20 protein-coding genes are annotated in these 21458 nt (G+C 37.3%); 15 read left to right on the top strand and 5 right to left on the bottom strand.

Annotated elements, in window-relative coordinates; genetic code table 11:
• The first annotated feature begins 6 nt into the window (after positions 1-6).
• The 12 genes from atpD (at position 7) to fabZ (ending at position 10808) form a co-directional block, all read left to right on the top strand.
• Positions 7-1428 carry a F0F1 ATP synthase subunit beta gene (atpD, locus tag MMB69_RS22665; protein WP_013059799.1) on the top strand — a complete coding sequence of 474 codons (1422 nt, stop codon included), beginning with the start codon at positions 7-9 and terminating at the stop codon, positions 1426-1428.
• A gap of 26 nt (positions 1429-1454) precedes the next feature.
• Positions 1455-1859 (top strand): F0F1 ATP synthase subunit epsilon, encoded by a 405-nt coding sequence (locus tag MMB69_RS22660; RefSeq protein WP_028411988.1) that lies wholly within the window; start codon positions 1455-1457, stop codon positions 1857-1859.
• Between the two features lie 274 nt (positions 1860-2133).
• Complete coding sequence (locus MMB69_RS22655; protein ID WP_277448474.1) at positions 2134-2370, top strand: DUF1146 family protein; 237 nt, start codon at positions 2134-2136, stop codon at positions 2368-2370.
• 160 nt (positions 2371-2530) lie between these two features.
• The gene (locus tag MMB69_RS22650) at positions 2531-3271 is read left to right on the top strand and encodes a YwmB family TATA-box binding protein (protein WP_013059796.1); all 741 of its coding nucleotides are present in this window, start codon (positions 2531-2533) and stop codon (positions 3269-3271) included.
• Positions 3272-3302: 31 nt separating this feature from the next.
• The gene (murA, locus tag MMB69_RS22645; RefSeq protein ID WP_028411990.1) at positions 3303-4607 is read left to right on the top strand and encodes a UDP-N-acetylglucosamine 1-carboxyvinyltransferase; all 1305 of its coding nucleotides are present in this window, start codon (positions 3303-3305) and stop codon (positions 4605-4607) included.
• Between the two features lie 161 nt (positions 4608-4768).
• Complete coding sequence (spoIID, locus tag MMB69_RS22640; protein ID WP_028411991.1) at positions 4769-5791, top strand: stage II sporulation protein D; 1023 nt, start codon at positions 4769-4771, stop codon at positions 5789-5791.
• A gap of 161 nt (positions 5792-5952) precedes the next feature.
• Complete coding sequence (gene spoIIQ / locus MMB69_RS22635) at positions 5953-6783, top strand: stage II sporulation protein SpoIIQ (protein WP_016765919.1); 831 nt, start codon at positions 5953-5955, stop codon at positions 6781-6783.
• A gap of 275 nt (positions 6784-7058) precedes the next feature.
• The gene (gene spoIIID / locus MMB69_RS22630; protein WP_013059792.1) at positions 7059-7322 is read left to right on the top strand and encodes a sporulation transcriptional regulator SpoIIID; all 264 of its coding nucleotides are present in this window, start codon (positions 7059-7061) and stop codon (positions 7320-7322) included.
• Positions 7323-7508: 186 nt separating this feature from the next.
• Positions 7509-8510, top strand: a complete 1002-nt coding sequence (gene mreB / locus MMB69_RS22625) for a rod shape-determining protein (RefSeq protein WP_013059791.1) — start codon at positions 7509-7511, stop codon at positions 8508-8510.
• Between the two features lie 110 nt (positions 8511-8620).
• Complete coding sequence (locus tag MMB69_RS22620) at positions 8621-9445, top strand: flagellar hook-basal body protein (RefSeq protein WP_221785868.1); 825 nt, start codon at positions 8621-8623, stop codon at positions 9443-9445.
• A gap of 23 nt (positions 9446-9468) precedes the next feature.
• Positions 9469-10290 (top strand): flagellar hook-basal body protein, encoded by an 822-nt coding sequence (locus MMB69_RS22615; protein ID WP_221785867.1) that lies wholly within the window; start codon positions 9469-9471, stop codon positions 10288-10290.
• A gap of 83 nt (positions 10291-10373) precedes the next feature.
• Positions 10374-10808 carry a 3-hydroxyacyl-ACP dehydratase FabZ gene (gene fabZ, locus MMB69_RS22610; RefSeq protein ID WP_013059788.1) on the top strand — a complete coding sequence of 145 codons (435 nt, stop codon included), beginning with the start codon at positions 10374-10376 and terminating at the stop codon, positions 10806-10808.
• Positions 10809-10837: 29 nt separating this feature from the next.
• Here fabZ and MMB69_RS22605 read toward each other — a convergent pair whose 3' ends face one another.
• Together MMB69_RS22605 and MMB69_RS22600 are read right to left on the bottom strand one after the other, a co-directional pair.
• Positions 10838-11260 carry a helix-turn-helix domain-containing protein gene (locus MMB69_RS22605; RefSeq protein ID WP_221785866.1) on the bottom strand — a complete coding sequence of 141 codons (423 nt, stop codon included), beginning with the start codon at positions 11258-11260 and terminating at the stop codon, positions 10838-10840.
• A 523-nt stretch (positions 11261-11783) separates the two neighbouring features.
• Complete coding sequence (locus MMB69_RS22600) at positions 11784-12221, bottom strand: YwpF-like family protein (RefSeq protein ID WP_221785865.1); 438 nt, start codon at positions 12219-12221, stop codon at positions 11784-11786.
• A gap of 96 nt (positions 12222-12317) precedes the next feature.
• On the opposite strand from MMB69_RS22600, the gene ssb reads away from it, so the two are divergent.
• Positions 12318-12680 carry a single-stranded DNA-binding protein gene (gene ssb / locus MMB69_RS22595; RefSeq protein ID WP_221785864.1) on the top strand — a complete coding sequence of 121 codons (363 nt, stop codon included), beginning with the start codon at positions 12318-12320 and terminating at the stop codon, positions 12678-12680.
• A 536-nt stretch (positions 12681-13216) separates the two neighbouring features.
• On the opposite strand, the gene MMB69_RS22590 is transcribed toward ssb, so the two are convergent.
• From MMB69_RS22590 to MMB69_RS22580, 3 genes are all read right to left on the bottom strand, one after another.
• Positions 13217-14263, bottom strand: a complete 1047-nt coding sequence (locus MMB69_RS22590) for a C40 family peptidase (protein ID WP_221785863.1) — start codon at positions 14261-14263, stop codon at positions 13217-13219.
• 297 nt (positions 14264-14560) lie between these two features.
• Positions 14561-17191 (bottom strand): DEAD/DEAH box helicase, encoded by a 2631-nt coding sequence (locus MMB69_RS22585; RefSeq protein WP_221785862.1) that lies wholly within the window; start codon positions 17189-17191, stop codon positions 14561-14563.
• Positions 17184-18746 carry a replication initiation protein gene (locus MMB69_RS22580; protein WP_221785861.1) on the bottom strand — a complete coding sequence of 521 codons (1563 nt, stop codon included), beginning with the start codon at positions 18744-18746 and terminating at the stop codon, positions 17184-17186. The genes MMB69_RS22585 and MMB69_RS22580 overlap by 8 nt, the downstream gene beginning before the upstream one ends.
• A 241-nt stretch (positions 18747-18987) precedes the next feature.
• Between MMB69_RS22580 and galU the strand changes: the two genes are divergently transcribed.
• The gene (gene galU / locus MMB69_RS22575) at positions 18988-19872 is read left to right on the top strand and encodes a UTP--glucose-1-phosphate uridylyltransferase GalU (RefSeq protein WP_029319374.1); all 885 of its coding nucleotides are present in this window, start codon (positions 18988-18990) and stop codon (positions 19870-19872) included.
• Between the two features lie 245 nt (positions 19873-20117).
• Complete coding sequence (locus MMB69_RS22570; protein WP_014457779.1) at positions 20118-21401, top strand: nucleotide sugar dehydrogenase; 1284 nt, start codon at positions 20118-20120, stop codon at positions 21399-21401.
• The last annotated feature ends 57 nt before the right edge of the window (positions 21402-21458 follow it).

Raw genomic sequence — 21458 nt, 5'->3', positions numbered from 1 at the left:
AACACGATGACAAAAGGACGCGTTACTCAAATCATGGGTCCAGTTGTAGACGTAAAGTTTGACAACGGACACCTTCCGGCAATTTATAACGCCCTTAAAATTTCACATAAACCGAGCAGTGCAAGTGAAGTTGCAATCGAATTAACATTAGAAGTTGCGATTCACTTAGGTGATAACACAGTTCGTACAGTAGCAATGTCATCCACTGACGGCTTAGTTCGTGGATTAGAAGTAGAAGATACAGGTGCAGCAATCTCAGTACCAGTTGGTGACGTTACGTTAGGTCGTGTATTTAACGTATTAGGTGAAAAAATCGACTTAGACGCCCCAATCGATGCAGGTGCACGTCGTGATCCGATCCACCGTCAAGCACCAAAGTTCGAAAATCTATCTACACAAGCTGAAATTCTTGAAACAGGTATTAAAGTAGTAGACTTATTAGCTCCTTACATTAAAGGTGGAAAAATCGGTCTATTCGGTGGTGCCGGTGTAGGTAAAACAGTATTAATTCAAGAGTTAATCAATAACATTGCTCAAGAGCACGGCGGTATTTCGGTATTCGCTGGTGTAGGTGAGCGTACGCGTGAAGGTAATGACTTATACCATGAAATGACAGACTCTGGTGTTATTAAGAAGACGGCTATGGTATTTGGACAAATGAATGAGCCGCCTGGTGCACGTCAGCGTGTTGCATTAACAGGATTAACAATGGCAGAATACTTCCGTGACGAACAAGGTCAAGACGTATTATTCTTTATCGATAATATCTTCCGTTTCACACAAGCGGGTTCAGAAGTATCAGCATTACTTGGCCGTATGCCATCAGCAGTAGGTTATCAGCCAACATTAGCGACAGAAATGGGTCAGCTTCAAGAGCGTATCACGTCAACAAGCGTAGGTTCTGTAACATCGATTCAAGCGATTTACGTACCAGCCGATGACTATACGGATCCAGCTCCAGCGACAACATTTGCTCACTTAGATGCAACAACAAACTTAGAGCGTAAATTATCAGAGATGGGTATTTACCCTGCGGTAGATCCATTAGCATCTACATCTCGCGCTTTATCTCCTGAAATTGTTGGAGAAGAGCACTATGCAATTGCGCGTCAAGTTCAACAAACGTTACAGCGTTATAAAGAGTTACAAGATATCATTGCAATCCTAGGTATGGATGAGTTATCTGATGAAGATAAACTTGTTGTACAACGTGCTCGTCGCGTTCAATTCTTCTTGTCTCAAAACTTCCACGTAGCAGAACAATTTACAGGTCAAAAAGGTTCTTATGTTCCTGTAAAAGAAACTGTTAAAGGATTTAAAGAGATCTTGGAAGGTAAATACGATCATTTACCTGAAGATGCGTTCCGTTTAGTTGGTCGCATTGAAGAAGTTATTGAAAATGCGAAACGTATGGGAGTAGAAGTTTAATTTAAGGGACATAGGAGGTTTTTTAAATGAAGACAATCCATGTCAGTGTAGTGACTCCTGATGGCCCAGTTTACGAATCAGAAGTGGAAATGGTAAGTACCCGAGCACAGAGCGGTGAGCTTGGTATTTTACATGGCCATATTCCGATGGTTGCTCCTTTACAAATTGGAGCCGTCCGCTTGAAGAAAGCAAGCAGTACAGAACTTGTGGCTGTTAGCGGAGGATTTCTTGAAGTAAGACCTGACAAAGTAACAATTCTTGCACAGGCTGCTGAAACAGCTGAAGCGATTGACGTAGCTCGTGCAGAAGAAGCGAAAAAGCGCGCTGAAATGCGCCTTGATAGCAAACAAGACGACGTTGATGTTAAGCGTGCTGAAATTGCCTTAAAACGGGCAGTCAATCGTTTAGATATTAGTCAACGTAAGTTCTAAAAAAAGCCCTCTCAAACGAATGAGAGGGCTTTTTTGCTCTATTATATAAAAGAGGAAGAGCAAATAGCATTCGTCTATGATTATATATTCTATTTAACTAAGCGTATCCGTCTTCTTTATTTTTCTTAATAATGGAAAAGGATCTTAAAATAGGGAATAAAATAAATGTTTTTCATGTTACCGTTTACGAATTTGCATAAGTGTGCTTTAATATGAAAAGAAGAGACGATGATCGTCTCTTCTTTTCATATGGTGTTTAAAAGGAGTGCTTTTATTGTTTGGAGGAATTGAGCAGCAAACGTTACTAACCATGATTTCACATTTGATTTTTATTGTGATTACTTGGTATGCTTTGCAAGGCTTTCAAATTGAAAAGCCGATGAAACCTAATCATGTGTTTCAAGCAAAATTAATGCTTATTTTATTGACCATTACTATTTCATCAACAGTAAGTAATTTCTTTTTGGATTATTTATTTTGGTCACAGCGCATTCCCTCATTTTTTCAATGATTGGCAGGCTATGAGTCTATGATAAAATAGACGTTCATTCGTTGAAGATATACGAATTTATACGCTAATGTATGTCGCTATGTCTAAATATGACGACCCTTTTCATGTATGTATCATCGCCTTCTGGAAAGACTGATGAGTACGGAGAGGGAGTGGCGAAATGTTTAAAAAAATTAGTGTCTTTTTGGCTATTTTCATTACTGGCTTATTCGTATATCATGGAAGTTATGTGAGCAATGCCCAAAACAATGAAACTACTATTGAGAAGATTGTTCACACCTTAAATAAGCAGCATGTTTCGTTAACTGAAGTATCGTTGTATGCAAGAGAAGAAGTAAAAGCTGTTACTGACCAAAAAACCTTTTATTCGCAAGCAAAAAGTATTAAAAGTAATTTTAGAGGTTTTAAATGGGAAGTGAAGAGGGAAAGAGACCTATGGAAAGCAATAGGTACACGCAAAAGTGAAGATGTGAACGAAGTCATTCTGTTAACTTATGCGATCGATGAACACAGCAATGCGTACATATCGTATCATGTAACGGGACAAGGTTTAAAAGAAAAAAATATGACCCATTTTCAAAATGTATTTCAGACAAATTATGAAAAAATTTTCCTGTCAGAACCCATAATTTTCTCTTGTGCAACAGGGGAAATCAATGATAAGATGGAAAGTGTTTTGTCTGTTGAAATTCAAGACCTATTACGAGCTTTCAATGCTAAACCAGTGGAATCTCTAGTGGAAGAGTCATTTACCTCTGTTTCAGCATATACTGGACTGTGGAAAGAAGCTCTTCAAACGAAAAAGCAGGAAATGAACTTACAAATTGCATTACGCAAGACAAGAATGGGCGGTCAAACAACCATAGTTGTTGGCACACCTATCATTACGTCTGAATATTAATATAGAGAAAATGGACGCGGAGGGGAATACCTTGGAAAAAATCATCGTCCGCGGTGGAAATAGATTAAGCGGTACAGTTAAAGTTGAAGGAGCAAAAAATGCCGTTTTACCTATTATCACTGCAACCTTATTAGCTAGTGAAGGAAAAACAATTCTAAATGATGTACCAGCTCTCTCCGATGTATTTACGATTGGCGAAGTTTTAAGACATCTGAATGCAGAAGTAGATTTTGAAACAAATCGTGTAGTTGTAGATGCATCAAGAGAGTTAAAAACAGATGCACCTTTTGAATATGTAAGAAAAATGCGCGCTTCAGTACTTGTAATGGGTCCTTTATTGGCGCGTATGGGTGAGGCTCGTGTAGCTTTACCTGGTGGATGTGCGATTGGATCAAGACCGATTGATCAGCACCTTAAAGGCTTTGAAGCAATGGGTGCTAAAGTTCAAGTAGGAAATGGTTTTATTGATGCAAAAGTTGAAGGAAGACTAAAAGGTGCTAAAATTTATTTAGACTTCCCAAGTGTAGGTGCCACAGAAAATATTATGATGGCAGCAGCATTAGCGGAAGGCACTACAATTATGGAAAACGTAGCAAAAGAACCTGAAATTGTCGACTTAGCAAACTTCTTAAACGCAATGGGCGCTAAAGTTCGCGGTGCAGGAACTGGTACGATCCGTATTGAAGGTGTTAATAAATTATATGGTGCAGAACATGCAATTATTCCAGATCGTATCGAAGCTGGAACATTCATGGTAGCAGCAGCTATTACAGGTGGAAACGTACTTGTACGCGGTGCAGTAGCAGAGCACATCAGTTCACTTGTTGCTAAAATGGAAGAAATGGGTGTTGAAATTACTGAAGAAGGCGACGGCTTACGTGTTGTAGGACCTGAAAAGCTAAAATCAGTAGATATTAAAACAATGCCTCATCCAGGGTTCCCTACGGATATGCAATCTCAAATGATGGCATTATTATTAGCAGCAGAAGGCACAAGTATGATTACAGAAACAGTTTTTGAAAACCGCTTTATGCACGTAGAAGAGTTTCGCCGCATGAACGCTGATATTAAAATTGAAGGACGCTCTGTTATTATTAACGGACCTTCTCAACTACAAGGCGCTGAAGTAGCAGCAACAGATCTTCGTGCAGCAGCAGCGTTAACATTAGCAGGACTTGTAGCAGACGGTTATACGCGTGTAACGGAATTAAAACACCTTGATCGTGGTTATGTAAATTTCCACAATAAATTAGCCGCTTTAGGCGCTGATATTGAACGTGTAAATGACGAAACAAAGCAGGTAGAACAAACTCAACAGGCTTCAGACGTCAAGTAAATATGTCATAAAAAAGCATCTCATAGCGAGATGCTTTTTTTGTCGTTGGACGACCCTTATGGCCGGTTTGCTGTCATAAAAGGTTGTCCACCTCCATACATATGGAATATAGGGATATAGGTGTTCCTTGTCAAAATAATAGATATGGAGGCTAGGCGTTCATGAAACAAGCAAAGCCAATCGTCGTACTAGGAGTCATCTTTTTTTTCGTTGTGTTACTCATCCCAACACTTCTCGTTGTTCCTTTTACTGAAAAGACAGATGGAAAGCTACATGAAAATGTCAAACAGACCCCAAAAACCGAAAAACTACAAAAAGTGACAGCGTCTCCTCTTGATGTCAGTGTTTATCGTACGGAAACGAAAAAAGTAGAAAAACTGCCGCTCGAAGACTATCTTGTAGGGGTAGTAGCAGCTGAAATGCCTGCTACTTTTGAACTTGAAGCACTTAAGGCTCAAAGTTTGGCAGCCAGAACCTATATTGTGCAAACTATGATGAATGGAAATAGTCATCTTCCCCAAGGAGCGGATGTGACTGATACCGTAGAGTACCAAGTATATTTAAATAAAGATGAGCTAAGAAGCCGATGGAACAAAGACTATGATTGGAAAATCAAAAAAATTCAAGAAGCAGTGAAGGACACCCAAGGTCAAATTCTTACGTATAAAAATAAGCCAATTAATGCTACGTTCTTTTCTACCAGCAATGGTTACACTGAAAATTCAGAAGCGTATTGGAAGAATTCCATTCCTTATCTAAAAAGTGTAGCTAGTCCATGGGATAAAAAGTCTCCTGAATTTACAAATCAGAAAGTAATGTCTGTTGCTAGCTTTGAACAGAGGCTTGGAGTGAAATTAACAAACAGTGGATCAGTAGGTGAAATCGTCTCTAGAACACCGGGGCAGCGCGTAGATTACGTAAAGATAAACGGTAAAGAACTGTCGGGAAAAGATGTTCGGGAAAAACTGGATTTATCGTCAGCCGACTTTCATTGGACAAAAAAAGGGAATGAAATTATCATCAATACAAAAGGATATGGACATGGTATTGGGATGAGTCAGTACGGAGCAAATGGTATGGCACTGGAAGGAAAAACGTATAAAGATATTGTTACTCATTATTATACAGGTGTTGCGATTACTCCTAACGATCAGTTTGTTGCACAATTGACAGCTAAACGCTAATTCAACGACCCTTATAGCAGGGTCTTTTTTATGTTTTTCACTTTTTTTAAATAAAATGTATATTTTAGATTCATCTGTTGAAAAATAATCGAAAAAAATTTTTTATCGCTGTGTATATATTCATTCAATTGTGTTCAGACTGATTGCTGAGGTGATGATATATGAGAGAGGAAGAAAAGAAACGTACTTCTCCAAAATCGAAAGTTCAAAAATTAGTTAGAAAGCGTTGGGTGTTCCCGGCTATCTATTTAGCGAGTGCAGCAATTATTCTTACAGCAGTCCTTTGGTTTCAAGCTAATGGAAATGATATTAGCAAAGAAGACAAAAGCGGCTATAGCCAAGACGGTACGGCTTATCGAGACGACGCTGTAGAGGTAAATGCTTCGCTTGAAAATTTAAAAATGCCAGTTGCTAGTGAAGCATCAGCTATCGTGAAAAAGCCTTTCTACGACGATCAAGCATCTGAAAAACAGCAAGAAGAAGCACTAGTTTTCTACAACAATACGTATCATCCAAACACAGGTGTTGACTTAGCTGTTAAGGGAGATAAATCATTTGATGTTGTAGCAGCAGCTAGCGGTACAGTAACAAAAGCAACAAAAGATCCTTTACTAGGTTATGTAGTAGAAATTGATCACAAAGACGGTTTAGTCACACAGTATCAATCTCTTGAGAAAGCTGATGTAGAAGTAGGAGATATTGTTAAACAAGGCCAAACGATCGCAAAAGCTGGAAAAAGCTTATATAATCAAGAAGCAAAAACACATGTGCATTTTGAAGTTCGTAAAGATGGTGTAGCAATTAATCCAAGCAGTTATTTTGGAAAATCTGTTAGTTCTATCAAAGAAGTCAAAGCAGCTGAAGTGACAGAACCAAAAGACGACTCTTCTTCTGAAGAATCAAAGGATAGCGAAAAATCATCTGATGAAAAGACTAAAGAAGATAAAGATTCAAAACATCCTTCAACAGATACGTCTAAACCAAATGCATAAAGCAAGGCTATAAATACGAAAAGAAGCTTGGCAAAACCGAGCTTCTTTTTTTATGAAATTTTTTAAAATGGGATGCATTATGTTAAAAAAATAAATAAAAAACACTAAATTTTCAAAAAAATATAAGAAATCACTTGTCCTTACTGACTTTTCTAGCATATATCTGCACACAAGCTAATAAACTGTTACAAACCTATAAAGAGAATGTTAGAAAAGGGATAATATATACATTCCCTTGGATACTTCTCATATCCAATTTGGGGAGGGCGAGTAGTGTGCACGATTACATCAAAGAGAGAACTATCAAGATTGGAAAGTATATTGTAGAAACAAAGAAAACAGTTCGTGTAATTGCGAAAGAATTTGGCGTTTCGAAAAGTACTGTCCATAAAGATTTAACAGAGCGTCTACCAGAAATAAATCCTGAGTTAGCAAATGAAGTAAAAGAAATTCTTGATTATCATAAATCTATTCGGCATTTGCGTGGAGGAGAAGCAACAAAATTAAAGTACAAAAAGGAAGAAGAAACTGTAAAATGAAAAAATGCCCAATATTGCCTTTTTTATAGAGGTAGTATAGGGCATTTTATTTTTTGGATAAAATAGGTATATAATAAATATTTTTGCTAATAACAACATACATATACAAATTGTGATAAAATAGTAAATTAGGAAAAAAGAATGGGTATCATGCAAAGATATGTAAATAGAAGGAGGATTTAAGGTATGTTAGCAAAAGACATTGGTATCGATTTAGGTACAGCTAACGTCTTAATTCACGTTAAAGGCAAAGGAATTGTGTTAAATGAACCGTCTGTTGTGGCGATTGATAAAAATACAAATAGAGTGCTAGCAGTAGGGGAAGAAGCGAGACGTATGGTAGGAAGAACGCCCAGTAATATTATTGCCATTCGTCCACTAAAAGATGGTGTTATCGCTGACTTCGAAATTACAGAGTCTATGCTCAAACACTTTATTAACAAATTAAATGTAAAAGGTTTTTTATCCAAGCCTCGCATTTTAATTTGTTGTCCAACAAATATTACCTCTGTTGAACAAAAAGCCATTCGCGAAGCTGCTGAAAAAAGCGGTGGAAAAACCATTTATTTGGAAGAAGAACCAAAAGTCGCGGCTATTGGCGCTGGAATGGATATCTTTCAGCCGAGCGGAAATATGGTCGTAGATATTGGTGGAGGTACAACCGATGTGGCCGTCCTTTCAATGGGCGATATCGTAACAGCAGCTTCTATTAAGATGGCTGGTGATCGTTTTGATGCCGAAATTTTGCAGTACATTAAGCAAAAATATAAGCTCTTAATCGGAGAGCGTACAGCAGAAGAAATTAAAGTGAAAATTGGTACGGTGTTTCCTAAAGCTCGTAATGAAGAGCTGGACATTCGTGGGCGAGACATGGTTTCAGGCCTCCCTCGTACAGTTACTGTTTATTCTGAAGAAGTGGAGGAGGCACTTAGAGAGTCTGTCAGCGTCATTGTACAAGCTTCGAAAAGTGTATTAGAGCGTACACCTCCCGAACTTTCTGCCGATATTATAGACAGAGGCGTTATTTTAACTGGCGGTGGAGCATTGCTTCACGGTATGGACCAGCTGTTAGCGGAAGAATTAAAGGTGCCTGTGCTAATTGCAGAAAATCCAATGGGTTGTGTAGCTGTTGGAACAGGTATTATGCTCGATAATATTGATAAACTATCTCGTCGCAATATTGTTTAAATAAAGACTCCTCTATTGGCTCGTTTCATACAGAGGAGTCTCTTCTTTTATTTATTATACTCTGTGAGCTGGCTATAACGAACAACGTTTACTTGTAAGGAGGATGAAGTATGTTTAAAGGGTTTTACACGGCAGCAGCGGGTATGCTGTCTCAGCAGCGTCAAACTGACTTATTAACGAATAACATAGCAAATGCTAATACGCCAGGATTTAAAGCAGATCAAGGTACGTTAAAGGCATTTCCTGATATGTTACTGCAGCGAATGGAATCTGAAGATTTACCTACTGACCGTAGCATCTCTGTTCAGAACAAAAAAGATATAGGTGCGATTAATACGGGCGTGTATATGCAAGAAACAGTTCCAAATTTTACACAAGGTGATTTTCAGCAAACGTCTCAATCAACTGATATTGCATTGATGGAGCAAAATATGCCTACAAAAGAGGGCGGATTATTCTTTGTGGTAAAAAGCCCTGATAATACGCCTCAATATACAAGAAACAGTAATTTTACATTAGATGAAGAAGGTTTTTTAACTACGTCTACCGGAGCTTATGTATTAAATACAAATAATCAGCCAATTCAACTAAAAAGTGAAAACTTTACAGTTGATTCACAGGGTAACGTAACAGAAAATAATCAGCAGATTGCACAAATCGGTATTGCTTATGCTAGTGACTTACAAACGATTAAAAAGGCAGGGAATGGATTATATGAAACCCTTAACAATCAGCCCCTGCCTTCAGCACGGAATAATCCAGGAGTTTCTTATCAGTTAAAGCAAGGATTTGTTGAACGTTCCAATGTAGATGCTGCTCAAAGTATGACTGATTTACTGACGGCTTACAGAGCTTTTGAAGCAAATCAAAAAATAATGCAAGCTTATGATAGAAGCATGGATAAAGCGGCAAATGAAATTGGGCGTGTGCGCTAAAAGCAACAGGGGAGATGAGAAGGATGAACCGTACAATGATAACAGCGGCTAATACGATGGGACAGCTGCAGCAGCAGCTTGATGTCATTGGTCATAATCTATCTAATACAAATACGACAGGATATAAATCAAGAGATGCTTCATTTAATGATATGCTGTATCAACAAGTAAACAATCAAGAAGATAAAGGAACAGAAAAGCGGCTTACGCCAGCCGGAATTCGGCAAGGTACAGGCGCTTATTTAGATCAAACGAGCTTGAATATGACGCAAGGTGCTTTTCAGAACACAGATAAACTATTAGACGTAGCTGCATCAAATCCAAACGTTTATTTTCAAGTTGCCGTAAACGATTCCCAACAGCCTGTACAATATACGCGAGATGGTTCTTTTCATCTTAGCCCTGAAGGCCCGAACAATGTTAAATTAGTAAACGGTTCTGGTCAGGATGTGCTGGGGGAAAATGGTCAAGCTATTATTTTCAGTAACGCGTTCAAAGATATACAAATTGATGGAAGTGGAACGATAACAGTTACTACGAATACAGGCGTTGACCAGTTTACCCTTGGGTTAACAAATGTCCAAAAACCGCAGGTGCTAGAAGCTAAAGGAGAAAATCTATTTGCCTTTCCAGCTGGGATGAACCAACCGAATATGTTTACAGATTTGACTGGGAAAGCTCGAGGAACAGCAGGCGTAGAGCAAGGGAAATTGGAACAGTCAAATGTAGATTTGAGCAAAGAACTCACTGATATGTCCATTGCTCAACGTGCGTATCAATTTAATTCCCGCTCTATTTCAATTGCAGATCAAATGATGGGCTTGGTGAATGGAATCAGAGCTTAAGCAAGTAGTTGCTTCTCAATTGAGCATTCTGTATATTGATAATAGTATCGTATGTTACATGCGGTTTGAAAGGAGACTTATTTATGCTTGATATTGAACAAATTAAAGAAATTATTCCACACCGATATCCATTTTTATTGGTCGATCGTATTTTAGAAGTGGAAGAGGGAAAAAAAGCAGTTGGTTTAAAAAACGTATCTGCCAATGAAGAATTTTTTAACGGGCATTTCCCTGACTATCCTGTGATGCCAGGGGTTTTAATTGTAGAAGCTTTGGCTCAGGTAGGAGCAGTAGCTATGCTAAAAAAAGAAGAAAACCAAGGACGTTTAGCATTTTTTGCAGGCATTGACAACTGCCGTTTTAAAAAGCAAGTAAGACCCGGTGATCAACTGCGTTTAGAGGTTGAAATTGTACGTGCGCGTGGATCTATTGGCAAAGGAAAAGGTATCGCAACTGTAGATGGAGAGTTAGTCTGCGAAACAGATATTATGTTTGCTTTAGGCGATAAAAAAGAATAGTACATAAGAGCTGCTGATGCAGCTTTTTTTTATTGGCGCTGCAAAGCAGAAAAAAGTTTCTTTAATAAAGGTATAATATCCGTTAGCAACTCTTTTTGAAGAGTTGGTGACAGAGATGAAAATTGTAAGAGCACATGTTTCAATAAGGGCTGTTTATCTATGAGGGTTAAAATGGTATCGTCTTGTGAATCCGATTCACGTTTTCTTGTTAAGTAAAGAAGTTGGAAGTCATGTAAATAATCTTGTTTATAAGAGGAAGGCTCAATAAGTTGGTCCAGCGTAATTTGAAAACAATTACATAGAGATAGAAAATCAAAAATGGAAGGTGTTTGTTTCGAACATTCCCATTTTGAAATAGTTGTACGAGAAACATTCAACTGATTTGCTAATTCTTCTTGTGAAAACCCTCCTTTTAGTCTGAAATGTTTAATTTTTTCTCCCAAATTTTTCATATGCATCACCTGATTTCGTAAAGATAAGTATATGTCTTATTGTTCGAATGTAGTTCATGTTCTTTGTAACATGCTGAATTTGCACAATATGAAACATATACACTTTACCTTCTGTAATAAAGGGAATAAAACCTGTTTTTATTTCTTTTTTTTCTCTAAAAAGATTCATTTTTCTGCATAGATATAAAAAAAAGAACAAAAATAGAGGTTTTTATAGTAAAAAAATCCTATTTTTTGTTCGGTATATTGAAAAAAATGGTTGAATAACGGGGAAAAATGCATTAATATACGAATTACAAAGAAAAAGGAGTGAAAAAATGACAAATTTTTATTTGAAAAGGCAAGGCGCTCGCATAAGAGATAATCGCTTCAAACGTTCTAGGTGTGCTCATTTATTTTTAGGAAAAAAAGAAAGGTACCTCTCCAGTGAGTTCTCTTTTCTTTACCCTTCTCATGGACCAACGAAAAAGACCGCAAACAATAATCCTCTCTTTTAAATCCAGACACCTTGAGATGACTTGACTTATTTTTTAGATGTACTTTTTATCGGTCTGTTTCGAAGCTGCAGTTTGAACTGTTGAAGTAAATCTTGACCTGATAACCCTTGGTTAATTAAATCCTCTAAGAGCATTTCAGCATAATGGAGTCTCCGTTCTTTTAAAACACCTTTCATCAACAAACTAATACGATTTTCACCAATTGAAGTGATGGAAGCCACGGTAGCTATAAAGGTAGCCGGATCATTTGTTTCTTTCGTAATTTTAGCTTCTACCGTCACTTTTCGTTTATCTTTCAACAAAACATGAAATTCATCGTACCATTTCTTATCGATAACTGCTTCTAAAATCCAGTTATTTTCGCCGTCTTCTTTATTAATAATAAGGCCATTAGTTAGTGAGACAGACTGACGTTTTTCTTGATCATCAACCAATTGAAATGACACAAGTTTAAATGTTTTCATTGATGTTTCCTCCTTTACGTAAATAGTAGGTTATCCATATTATAACATGAATGAGCTTAAAGATTCCCATTATTCAATCAGTTGGAGTGGTAGGCTATGATTAACCATATTGTTCTTGTAGGAAGACTGACAAAAAAACCTGAGCTTCGATATACCCATGAAGGGATTGCAGTATCTACTATTACTTTAGCAATTAATCGAACGTTTCGAAATGTTGAAGGTGAATATGATGCTGATTTTGTCAACATTACTCTGTGGAGAAAAAATGCAGAAAATACGGCTGCTTACTGTGATAAAGGAGCGGTTATAGGTGTGGTAGGGCGTGTACAAACGCGCACATTTGAAAATAATCTTCAGCAACGAGTATATATGACCGACGTTGTGGCTGATGCTGTTAAGTTTTTAAGTGGAAAGCCATCCAGTTCTTCTTCATTTGATTCAAATCAACAAGAAGAATAAAGTTATCTAGCATGAAAGGGGGTGATTAATTCAGCTAAGGTTCTAAGTCCTCTTATCTATCATAATAGAAGATAGATCCTCTTTAAGAGCAAGGCTCTTTCTATATTCTCAAGAGAGAAAATTAAAGTATTTACTATCCCCGAACTATTCCTCTATTTCAGCCGTTAAATCATTTAACGGTTTTTTTCTGTATATAAGAAATTGAGACGTAACTGAATCAATGCAATTTAAAGACAAACAAATGGGATGAGCTAGTATAGGTCACTTGTTACACCACTGTTGATTTCCGTGCAAGACTTCGCTTTCCGCAGGCGGCCGATGAGCCTCCTCGTCACTTGCGCACGGTCTCATCTATTCTGCTTTTCTCGCAGGAGTCTTCGCTTTGCCCTCCACTTAACAGCTAGAAGCACCTACACATATGAAACCTACGTCTACCCTACCAATGAAAAGATCCGAACGAGTTTGATTCTCCATCAAGAATTAAACTCGTTCGGATCTTCCTTCAACTAACATAATTTTGTTTCAGCTTCTATCAATTATTTAGAAAATCTTTTTGCACCTAAGTAGCGCTTGCTCCAGTAGCTGTTATCTAAGCTTGCAATGGTTACACCCGTAGAAGATCCAGCATGAATAAATTGACGATTACCAAGGTAAATGCCCATATGTGTAGGACCGCTAGAATATGTATTAAAAAACACTAAGTCTCCAGGCTGTGGATTACTCACGGGTGTTGATACACTCCAATAACCAGCCGTCGTATAGCGCGTTGTAGAAATTTGTTGTTTCGTTACGTAATAAATGAATCCGCTGCAGTCAAAACCAGAAGGAGTTGTACCACCCCATTTGTAAGGAACACCTATATAACGTTTTGCATCTGAAATCATTTGCGATACATTTAATGTTCCGTTAGAAGTTGAAGGTGTAGATGTACTTGGTTTTGTTGTTGGCGTAGTTGTTTGGCTGCTTTTTGATACCTTTAATTGTTGATTTACATAAATCGTATTAGACGTTAATCCGTTTATTTGTTTTAGCTCACTGATGCTCATGTGAAATGTCGAAGCTATTTTAGATAGGCTATCTCCACGCTGAACTTTGTAAGTTCCGTTTGCATCCTTAGAAGGAGTTTCTGCTGGTTTACTCGTAGTTGGAGTTGATGCGCTATTGCTTCCATTTACTTTTAACGTTTGGTTAATATAAATAATGTTAGAAGAAAGAGCGTTCAAACGTTTTAATTCTTCTACGCTCATATTAAAACGAGTAGCAACTTTCCAAAGGGTATCGCCGCTTTGAACTTTATAGGTTGAACCAGTAGCAGGAGCTGAAGGCTTTTCTTCCTTATTAGATGGTTGAGAGGTTGAAGCAGAAGGAATCGATAACGTTTGTCCTACACGAATTGTATTTGAAGATAACTTATTTACGCTTTTTAAAGCTTCTACCGTTGTATGGTATTTGGTAGATAATGACCAAAGTGTATCTCCAGCTTTCACTTGAACAGTTGAAGCAGATGCTTCAGCTGAAGCTTGATATAAAAATGTCCCGCCAACAATGGCGCCTAGAGATAAAGCGAGCTGCCTTTTTTTCATCAATAAATCCCCCTAATTATGTAAATATTTCGTGTTTATTTTTCCAATATGTCTATTAAATTACAAAAATATTATATGTATAAATATGCTGGAATTTAAAGAGAAAGTAAAGGGTCTTTTTCGCTATAAAAATACCTTTTTATTCAAAAAACGCTATTTATTGTGCTTTTTGTATCTTTATTAGTAGCTGTAGAATGATTTACACTTATTTTTTTGTGTCGAATGATCTAATAAAAAAAGAGGACAAGTAAAAAAGTCCTCTTTTTAGTAACGTTTTAACACATTTTATAATTTTTCTTATTCATTTCTGTACGCAAGAAGCTCTTGTAGTTCTTTATTAGAAAGTTCTGTTACCCATTGATCTCCTTGGATGAGTTCATTGTTTAGATGTTGTTTTTGATTGATCACTTCATCAATTTTTTCTTCAATCGTTCCTCTTGTAATAAACTTATGAACATGAACAAATTTATTCTGCCCAATTCGATGAGCCCGATCGGTTGCTTGGTTTTCAACGGCTGGGTTCCACCATCGGTCAAAATGAATAACGTGATTTGCAGCTGTTAAATTCAATCCAGTTCCACCTGCGCGAAGAGAAAGGATAAAGATGGCTTTTTTTCTTGCTTGAAATTGAGCAACCATTTCATCTCTTTGTTCTTTTGACAAACTTCCGTGAAGAAATAAAACCGGCTCGTTGATTTCTTTTTCTAAGGTTCTTTGCAGCATGAGTCCTGTTTCAATATATTGAGTAAAGATTAAACAGCTTTCTTGCTGTGTGCGAATGCTCTCTACGAGTTCAATAATCTTTTCACTCTTATGAGATCGCCTTACCGTTTGTTTAGATGGACTTTCCTTTAAGTACAAAGCTGGATGATTGCATAATAATTTTAGCTTATTTAGTGTTTGCAAAATCATGCCTTTTCGTTCAAATCCTGTTTTTTCCTCTGTTTCTTGAAGCATTCCTTGAACTAGCTCTTGGTAAAGTGAAGCTTGTTCCGCTGTCAGCGGGATATATTCTTTTTGTTCTTGTTTATCAGGCAGTGAGCGGGCGATGTTTTTATCTTGTTTTGTTCTTCTCAATAAGAAAGGTTGAATGAGTGCTTTAAGCTCAACAGCTCGTTCAGGTTTCTCGCCTTTTTCAATGCCGGCTACAAATCGGTTTTTAAATGAATTGATTGTTCCTAAGTAACCAGGATTGATGAATTCAAATAATGACCATAGTTCCAGCAGACGGTTTTCAATTGGAGTTCCAGTAAGCGCAATTTTGTGTCTTCCTTGCAGCTGACGGATGGCTCTCGCCTGTTTAGTCTGCGGGTTTTTAACATGTTGTGCTTCGTCTAAGGAAATGCTGTTCCACATAAACCCTTTCAACAATTCGACATCTAAAAGAGCAACTTGATAAGTCGTGATCACAACGTCAGTACTTTCACATATCTTCTCAAATGCGTATCCGTTGGTTCTTTTCGGTCCGTAATGAACATGAACACGAAGAGAAGGGGAAAATTTTTGTAATTCTTTTTCCCAGTTTCCAATTAAAGAAGTTGGGCAAACGATAAGAGAAGGAGAGCTATGTAACTGATGAATATTTGTTAAATAACTAATCAATTGAATGGTTTTACCTAGCCCCATGTCATCTGCTAGACATCCTCCTAAGTTAAACTTTCTTAGAAACATGAGCCAATTCAAACCTTGCTGCTGATAAGGTCTTAATGCACCTTTAAATTCAGAGGAAGGCAGCACTTCCGGCAGCCGTTCTAAATCCGTTAAGGATGTAATAAATGATTGAAAGGAAGCGGGGAGTTGGAACTCAACTTTTACCTCTTCTTCATCAGTTTTACTGTCTGCCAAGTAGGTTAGCTTCGTTTTTAAAATTTCATGAATTGAGACGCCTTTTTTACTAGCTTCTTTAACAATTTTCTGCGCTTGTTTAATTAATCTAGAATCCAGTCTAATCCACTGTCCGTTAATAGATAATAATCGGCGTTTTTGTTCGACTAATTTCCGAAACTCTTCTTCTGAGAAAGTTTGATCGCCAATAGAAAATGACCAGCGGAAGCTGCTGATAGCTTGTTTACCAAACAATGCAGATGAAGTATTTTCTATAGCGCCAGATACTTTTATGGTGGCTTTTTTTAATGATTCCCACCAGCTTGGCAAATGGATAGAGACGCCTTGTTTAATCAATGCTGCACTATCTTGAGTTAGAAATTCCCATACTTCCTCATCTGTTAGGACAGACTGAATAAACGCTCCTTTTTGGTATAAAGTAGGAGCCAATGTTTTCCATCGTTCGTGTTCGTAAGCGATATATGACTCGTAGTGATTCCACTCTTTAGGAAGCGTTCTTCCCAGCATAAAAGGTTCTTTAGCTTCATCGTGGGGAATCACGAATGTTTCAGCCGTCCATACATCTCCATCGGTCGCTGGCTCTACAATACGCAATGAAAGGTCAAAGGGAGGATTATAGCTCTCGCCTTCTATGCTTATTAAAAAGTCCTTTCCTTCTTTTTTTAATAGGCTCTCTTTAATTTGTGCTCGCCACTCTTGCTCATCAGCTTGTGAAAGCGATCCAGTCATTTGTTTTTTTAAAGGAAGAGAATGAAATTTCCCTTGGATAATCCTCTTTGTCATATCGACTGCAATTTGCTGATAAGCTTCCGCTGAAGCGGACAAAGCCGGTTTCAACACATGCTGTTGAATAGGTAATTGTATGAAAGTGAACATTTGCCATGCAGAAAGAAGAATTCCTTTTTTTCCATTAATCTCAACCTGTGTAGCTTCGCTTCCGTAATAGGTCTGTTCATGCCATAGAAACAGCGCATCTTTCCATGTATCAGGGAGCAAAATTTGGCCGCTAGGTGATACACAGTAGAGAAAAAAGTCACCGTGTACAGGTTCGACTTCAAGTGTTAAATGAAACAAATCAAACATTCAGTAAATCTCCTTTTTCTAATAGTTGTTGAAACGCGCGCTGTTTCTTCGTTTTTATCGCTAATTCTTCCATATAATGTTCCCATAGTAGAGAGCGATTCATTTGTAGATAAAGTCTCTTTAATTCTTGTAAGTAGATATAGGCTTCTTGATAACTGCTTTTCTTTTTTTCATAAATCAGCTTTGAAATCATTTGATGATAAAGAGGAATAACCAGCTTTTCATCTTTTTGTTTTAAGGCTTCTATCGTTTGCTCGTCATATTTGATACTGTCATATTGAAGAAGCACCTGTAATTCAACCCACTTTTTCAATTGGTCAGAAGCATATAGAAAATCACTGTATTCAATAAAACTATAGGGAAGTAATGTTTGCAATGCTTCAGTATACAAAGTTTGGTCGTTCGTTAAGTCTTTATAGTGCTGAAATAAATTTACAATCATGGAGACCATGTTTCGGCTTCCTTGATAAGTAGTCGGAACGGTGCGTACGTAATCTCCTATATAGGTCATTATATAAGAGCCCCACTGAGCAAAGCGGTCAGTTTCTTTTTCGTGCAATAAATCATTTAACCAAGGAATAAGATAGGGAATCATTTGTAGTGTTTCATCGCTCAAACGTTCTTTTGCTTCGCCATCTTTTTCTTGAAGGAATAAAAGATAGGAAAGAGCTGTATTGTTTATAAAAGAACCGTGCTTAGCTTTTAATTCGCTTTCCTCAGTTTTTCGCCACTTTTCTAACGTGAAGATTTTTTGCCAAATAACGCGATAAATCTCAATACGTTCATATTGTAAAGGCATATCTTTATGCAATAATTCTCGGATGTATGGGATGCTGTCCTTTACAATAGATAATGCATCTCCATCGTATTTCATTTGCTTTAATGAATCAGCGGTAGCATAAATTTCATTTGTTATTTTGTAGACGTGACTATATACAAATGATTCCTCGATGTTAGTAGAAAGCTGATGTGCCTGTAATTGAGCTGATAGTTTATAGAATGTATGAACCGCTCCATACATACAAAATAAAGCATAAAGCAATGGATGCTCAGGAGCCTTTTTCACTAAAGAACGGTAATAGTACTGATAATATTCGTGATAAATGGAACGGTCATTTTCGTTCCGCCCCTGCATAAAAAGCGTATACTGCTCCTCAAAAGTTTGTCTCCACTCTTGAAAAGTTGCCTTCGGCTTTTTTAACACTTGTTTGGCAGATAGCATAGTCAAAGCTGCTTTTTCATGGTTTCGCCATTCTTTGAATAGGGGCGCAAGCGGTTCTATTAATGAATACATATAAAAAAACGCTGCAAAGCAGTGTTCACAAAATCCGTTATACTGACAAGAACAGGTACTTTCAGGGAGCAGCTGCTTGTTTAGTTCAACATAAAACGAATCGATTTTAACGTTTAATATCTGTTCATCATTGTGCAAAATGAAGAATGAATGGGTACGGTAAAGGTCTAGTCCTGCTTGGGCATTCGTACGATAGCGTGCATCACTGTACGGGAAATGATGTATAAATTGGTGCTGTAAGTGATCTGAAAACGAACTCATAATCCCATTCCTTTCTATACATAAGTGGAGCATAAAATTATATTTATAAGTGATTAATTTTCTTTTCATTATAAATGATAAAAATAGAATTATACAAAATCTTTTGTTATGATAAAGCAGAATCCAACATGACTCTTTATAAAAAGAAATGGATTCAACATGACTTTGTGTACATACTCAATCGCAGACTTACTATACTATAACCAATAAGCACGATTGACATTGACAGGAGGAAAAGTAAGTGAAAATTCGTAAAGCTATTATTCCAGCAGCTGGATTAGGGACACGCTTTTTGCCGGCTACAAAAGCACAGCCTAAAGAAATGCTGCCAATTGTAGATAAACCAACGATTCAATACATTGTGGAAGAAGCAGTAGCATCAGGTATTGAAGATATTCTAATTGTAAGCGGTCGCGGAAAACGAGCAATCGAAGACCATTTTGATAAATCATATGAGTTAGAAGAAACATTAGCCGCAAAGGAAAAGTGGGACATGCTCGAAGAAGTGCAGGGAATTTCGAATTTGGCTAATGTTCACTACATTCGTCAAAAGGAACCTAAAGGATTAGGTCATGCCATTCACTGTGCAAGAAGTTTTATCGGAGATGAACCTTTTGCTGTTATGCTAGGCGATGATGTAGTTCAATCAGAAACACCTTGTTTGAAACAGTTAATGGACGTATACGAAAAATATGAATGCGCTGTAGTTGGTGTACAAGAGGTGCCTAGAAAAGAAACTTCAAAGTACGGAATTGTAGGTCCTAAAGGAGAGCCTCTTGAAAAAGGATTATTAGACGTAGAAACGCTCGTTGAAAAACCGAATCCAGAAGAGGCCCCTTCAGGCTATGCAATTATGGGGCGCTATATTTTAACACCGGAAATTTTTGATATCTTAAGCAGAGAAGAGATTGGCGCAGGAGGAGAAATTCAATTAACAGATGCTATTTTACGTCTGAATGAATTCCAACGTGTTCTTGCTTATTATTTTGAAGGAAAACGTTATGATGTTGGAGATAAATTTGGATTTATTAAAGCAACAATTGATTTAGCTCTGCAAAGAGAACCGCTGCGAGAAGAGTTAGTGAGCTATTTTAGAGAAATTGTCGAAAAAGAAGGGCATATGTAAAATATATTTACTAAGGGAACTATTGGGAATCATGGAGATTTTCAATAGTTCTTTTGGGTTAGAGCCCGTTGTACAAAAGATGGTTATATCGTTTATTGATGAATTCTCATAAAATGTTACATAATAATAAGTAAAAGAAATTATTTCATGTTTTTATATAAATGCTATCATGAAATGACATTTTTCGATATAATATCAGATAGGTTTTATTTATTAAGCATGTCATATAAAGGAGATTTTCTGCAATGACAAAGAAATTGTGTGTAGTTGGTTTAGGATATATAGGTTTACCGACAGCTGTTATGTTTGCCAATCACGGCCTATATGTACATGGTGTCGACGTAAATGAAAAAGCAGTAGAATTAATTAAAAATAAGCAGCTTCATATAGAAGAAAACGGCTTACAAGAACGTTTAGAATCAGCAGTTGACAACGGCCACTTCACGGTAGGCACAACAGCTGAAGAGGCGGATATTTTTATTATTGCTGTACCATCACCAATTAATGAAGATAAAACGGCAAACTTGAACTATGTTCGAGAAGCGACAAAATCAATTGTTCCTTACGTTCGTAAAGGAAATTTAGTTATTTTAGAATCCACAGTTCCTCCGCGTACAGTAGAAGACGTTATGCTACCTGTGCTAAAAGAAACTGGTTTAGAATTAGGCAGTGAGTTATTTGTTTCTCACTCACCTGAACGTGTTATTCCAGGAAAGGTATTTGAGGAACTAGTAAATAATGACCGTATTGTCGGTGGTATTAACGAAGAGTCCAGTCGCTTGACTGTTGAGCTTTATAAAACATTTGTAAAAGGAAATATTCACGTAACGGATGCTACAACAGCTGAAATGGTGAAAGTAATTGAAAACACATATCGTGATGTGAACATTGCCTTTGCAAACGAGCTGGCAAAAATCAGTGAAAAAATTGGTGTAAATGCGTGGGAAGCGATTAAATTAGCGAACTATCATCCACGTGTAAACATCCACTTACCAGGTCCTGGTGTAGGCGGCCACTGTATTGCTGTTGACCCTTGGTTCTTAACGGAGCTTCAGCCAGAACTTGCGAAAATTATTTCTCTTTCTCGTCAGACAAATGATTCAATGCCTGAATATACAGCGTTAAAAACGAAAAGCCTACTAGATGAAAAGGGCATTCAACATGGACGTGTAGCTGTTTTAGGTTTAGCTTTTAAAGGAAATATTGATGATATGCGTGAAAGTCCATCAACGGATGTGCTTCATCACTTAGAAAAGCTAGGTGTTGATTACACAGCATTTGATCCTCATATCAAAGAGAATAAAATCGAACGTCAAACGCAAAGTTTGGATGAAGCTGTTGCACATGCGGATGTGATTCTTATTTTAACAGATCATAATGAGTTCAAAGAGCTTCTTCCATCAGCTGTTGAAAATCATATGCGTACAAAAGTTATTTTTGATACGAAAAACTGCATTCAGCGTGATCAATGGAAAGCAGCAGGCTTTGACGTAGTGTTACTTGGTGATTCAAAAGTTTCTACTTTATAAAAAGACGGGCTGAACAGCCTGTCTTTCGTTTGTAAAAAACTAAAAAATCAACATACG

The organism is Priestia sp. P5 (assembly GCF_029522155.1).
Taxonomy (GTDB): domain Bacteria; phylum Bacillota; class Bacilli; order Bacillales; family Bacillaceae_H; genus Priestia; species Priestia megaterium_E.
Note: the sequence above shows the minus strand (reverse complement) of the source record. Positions and strands in the feature narration are given on the sequence as shown.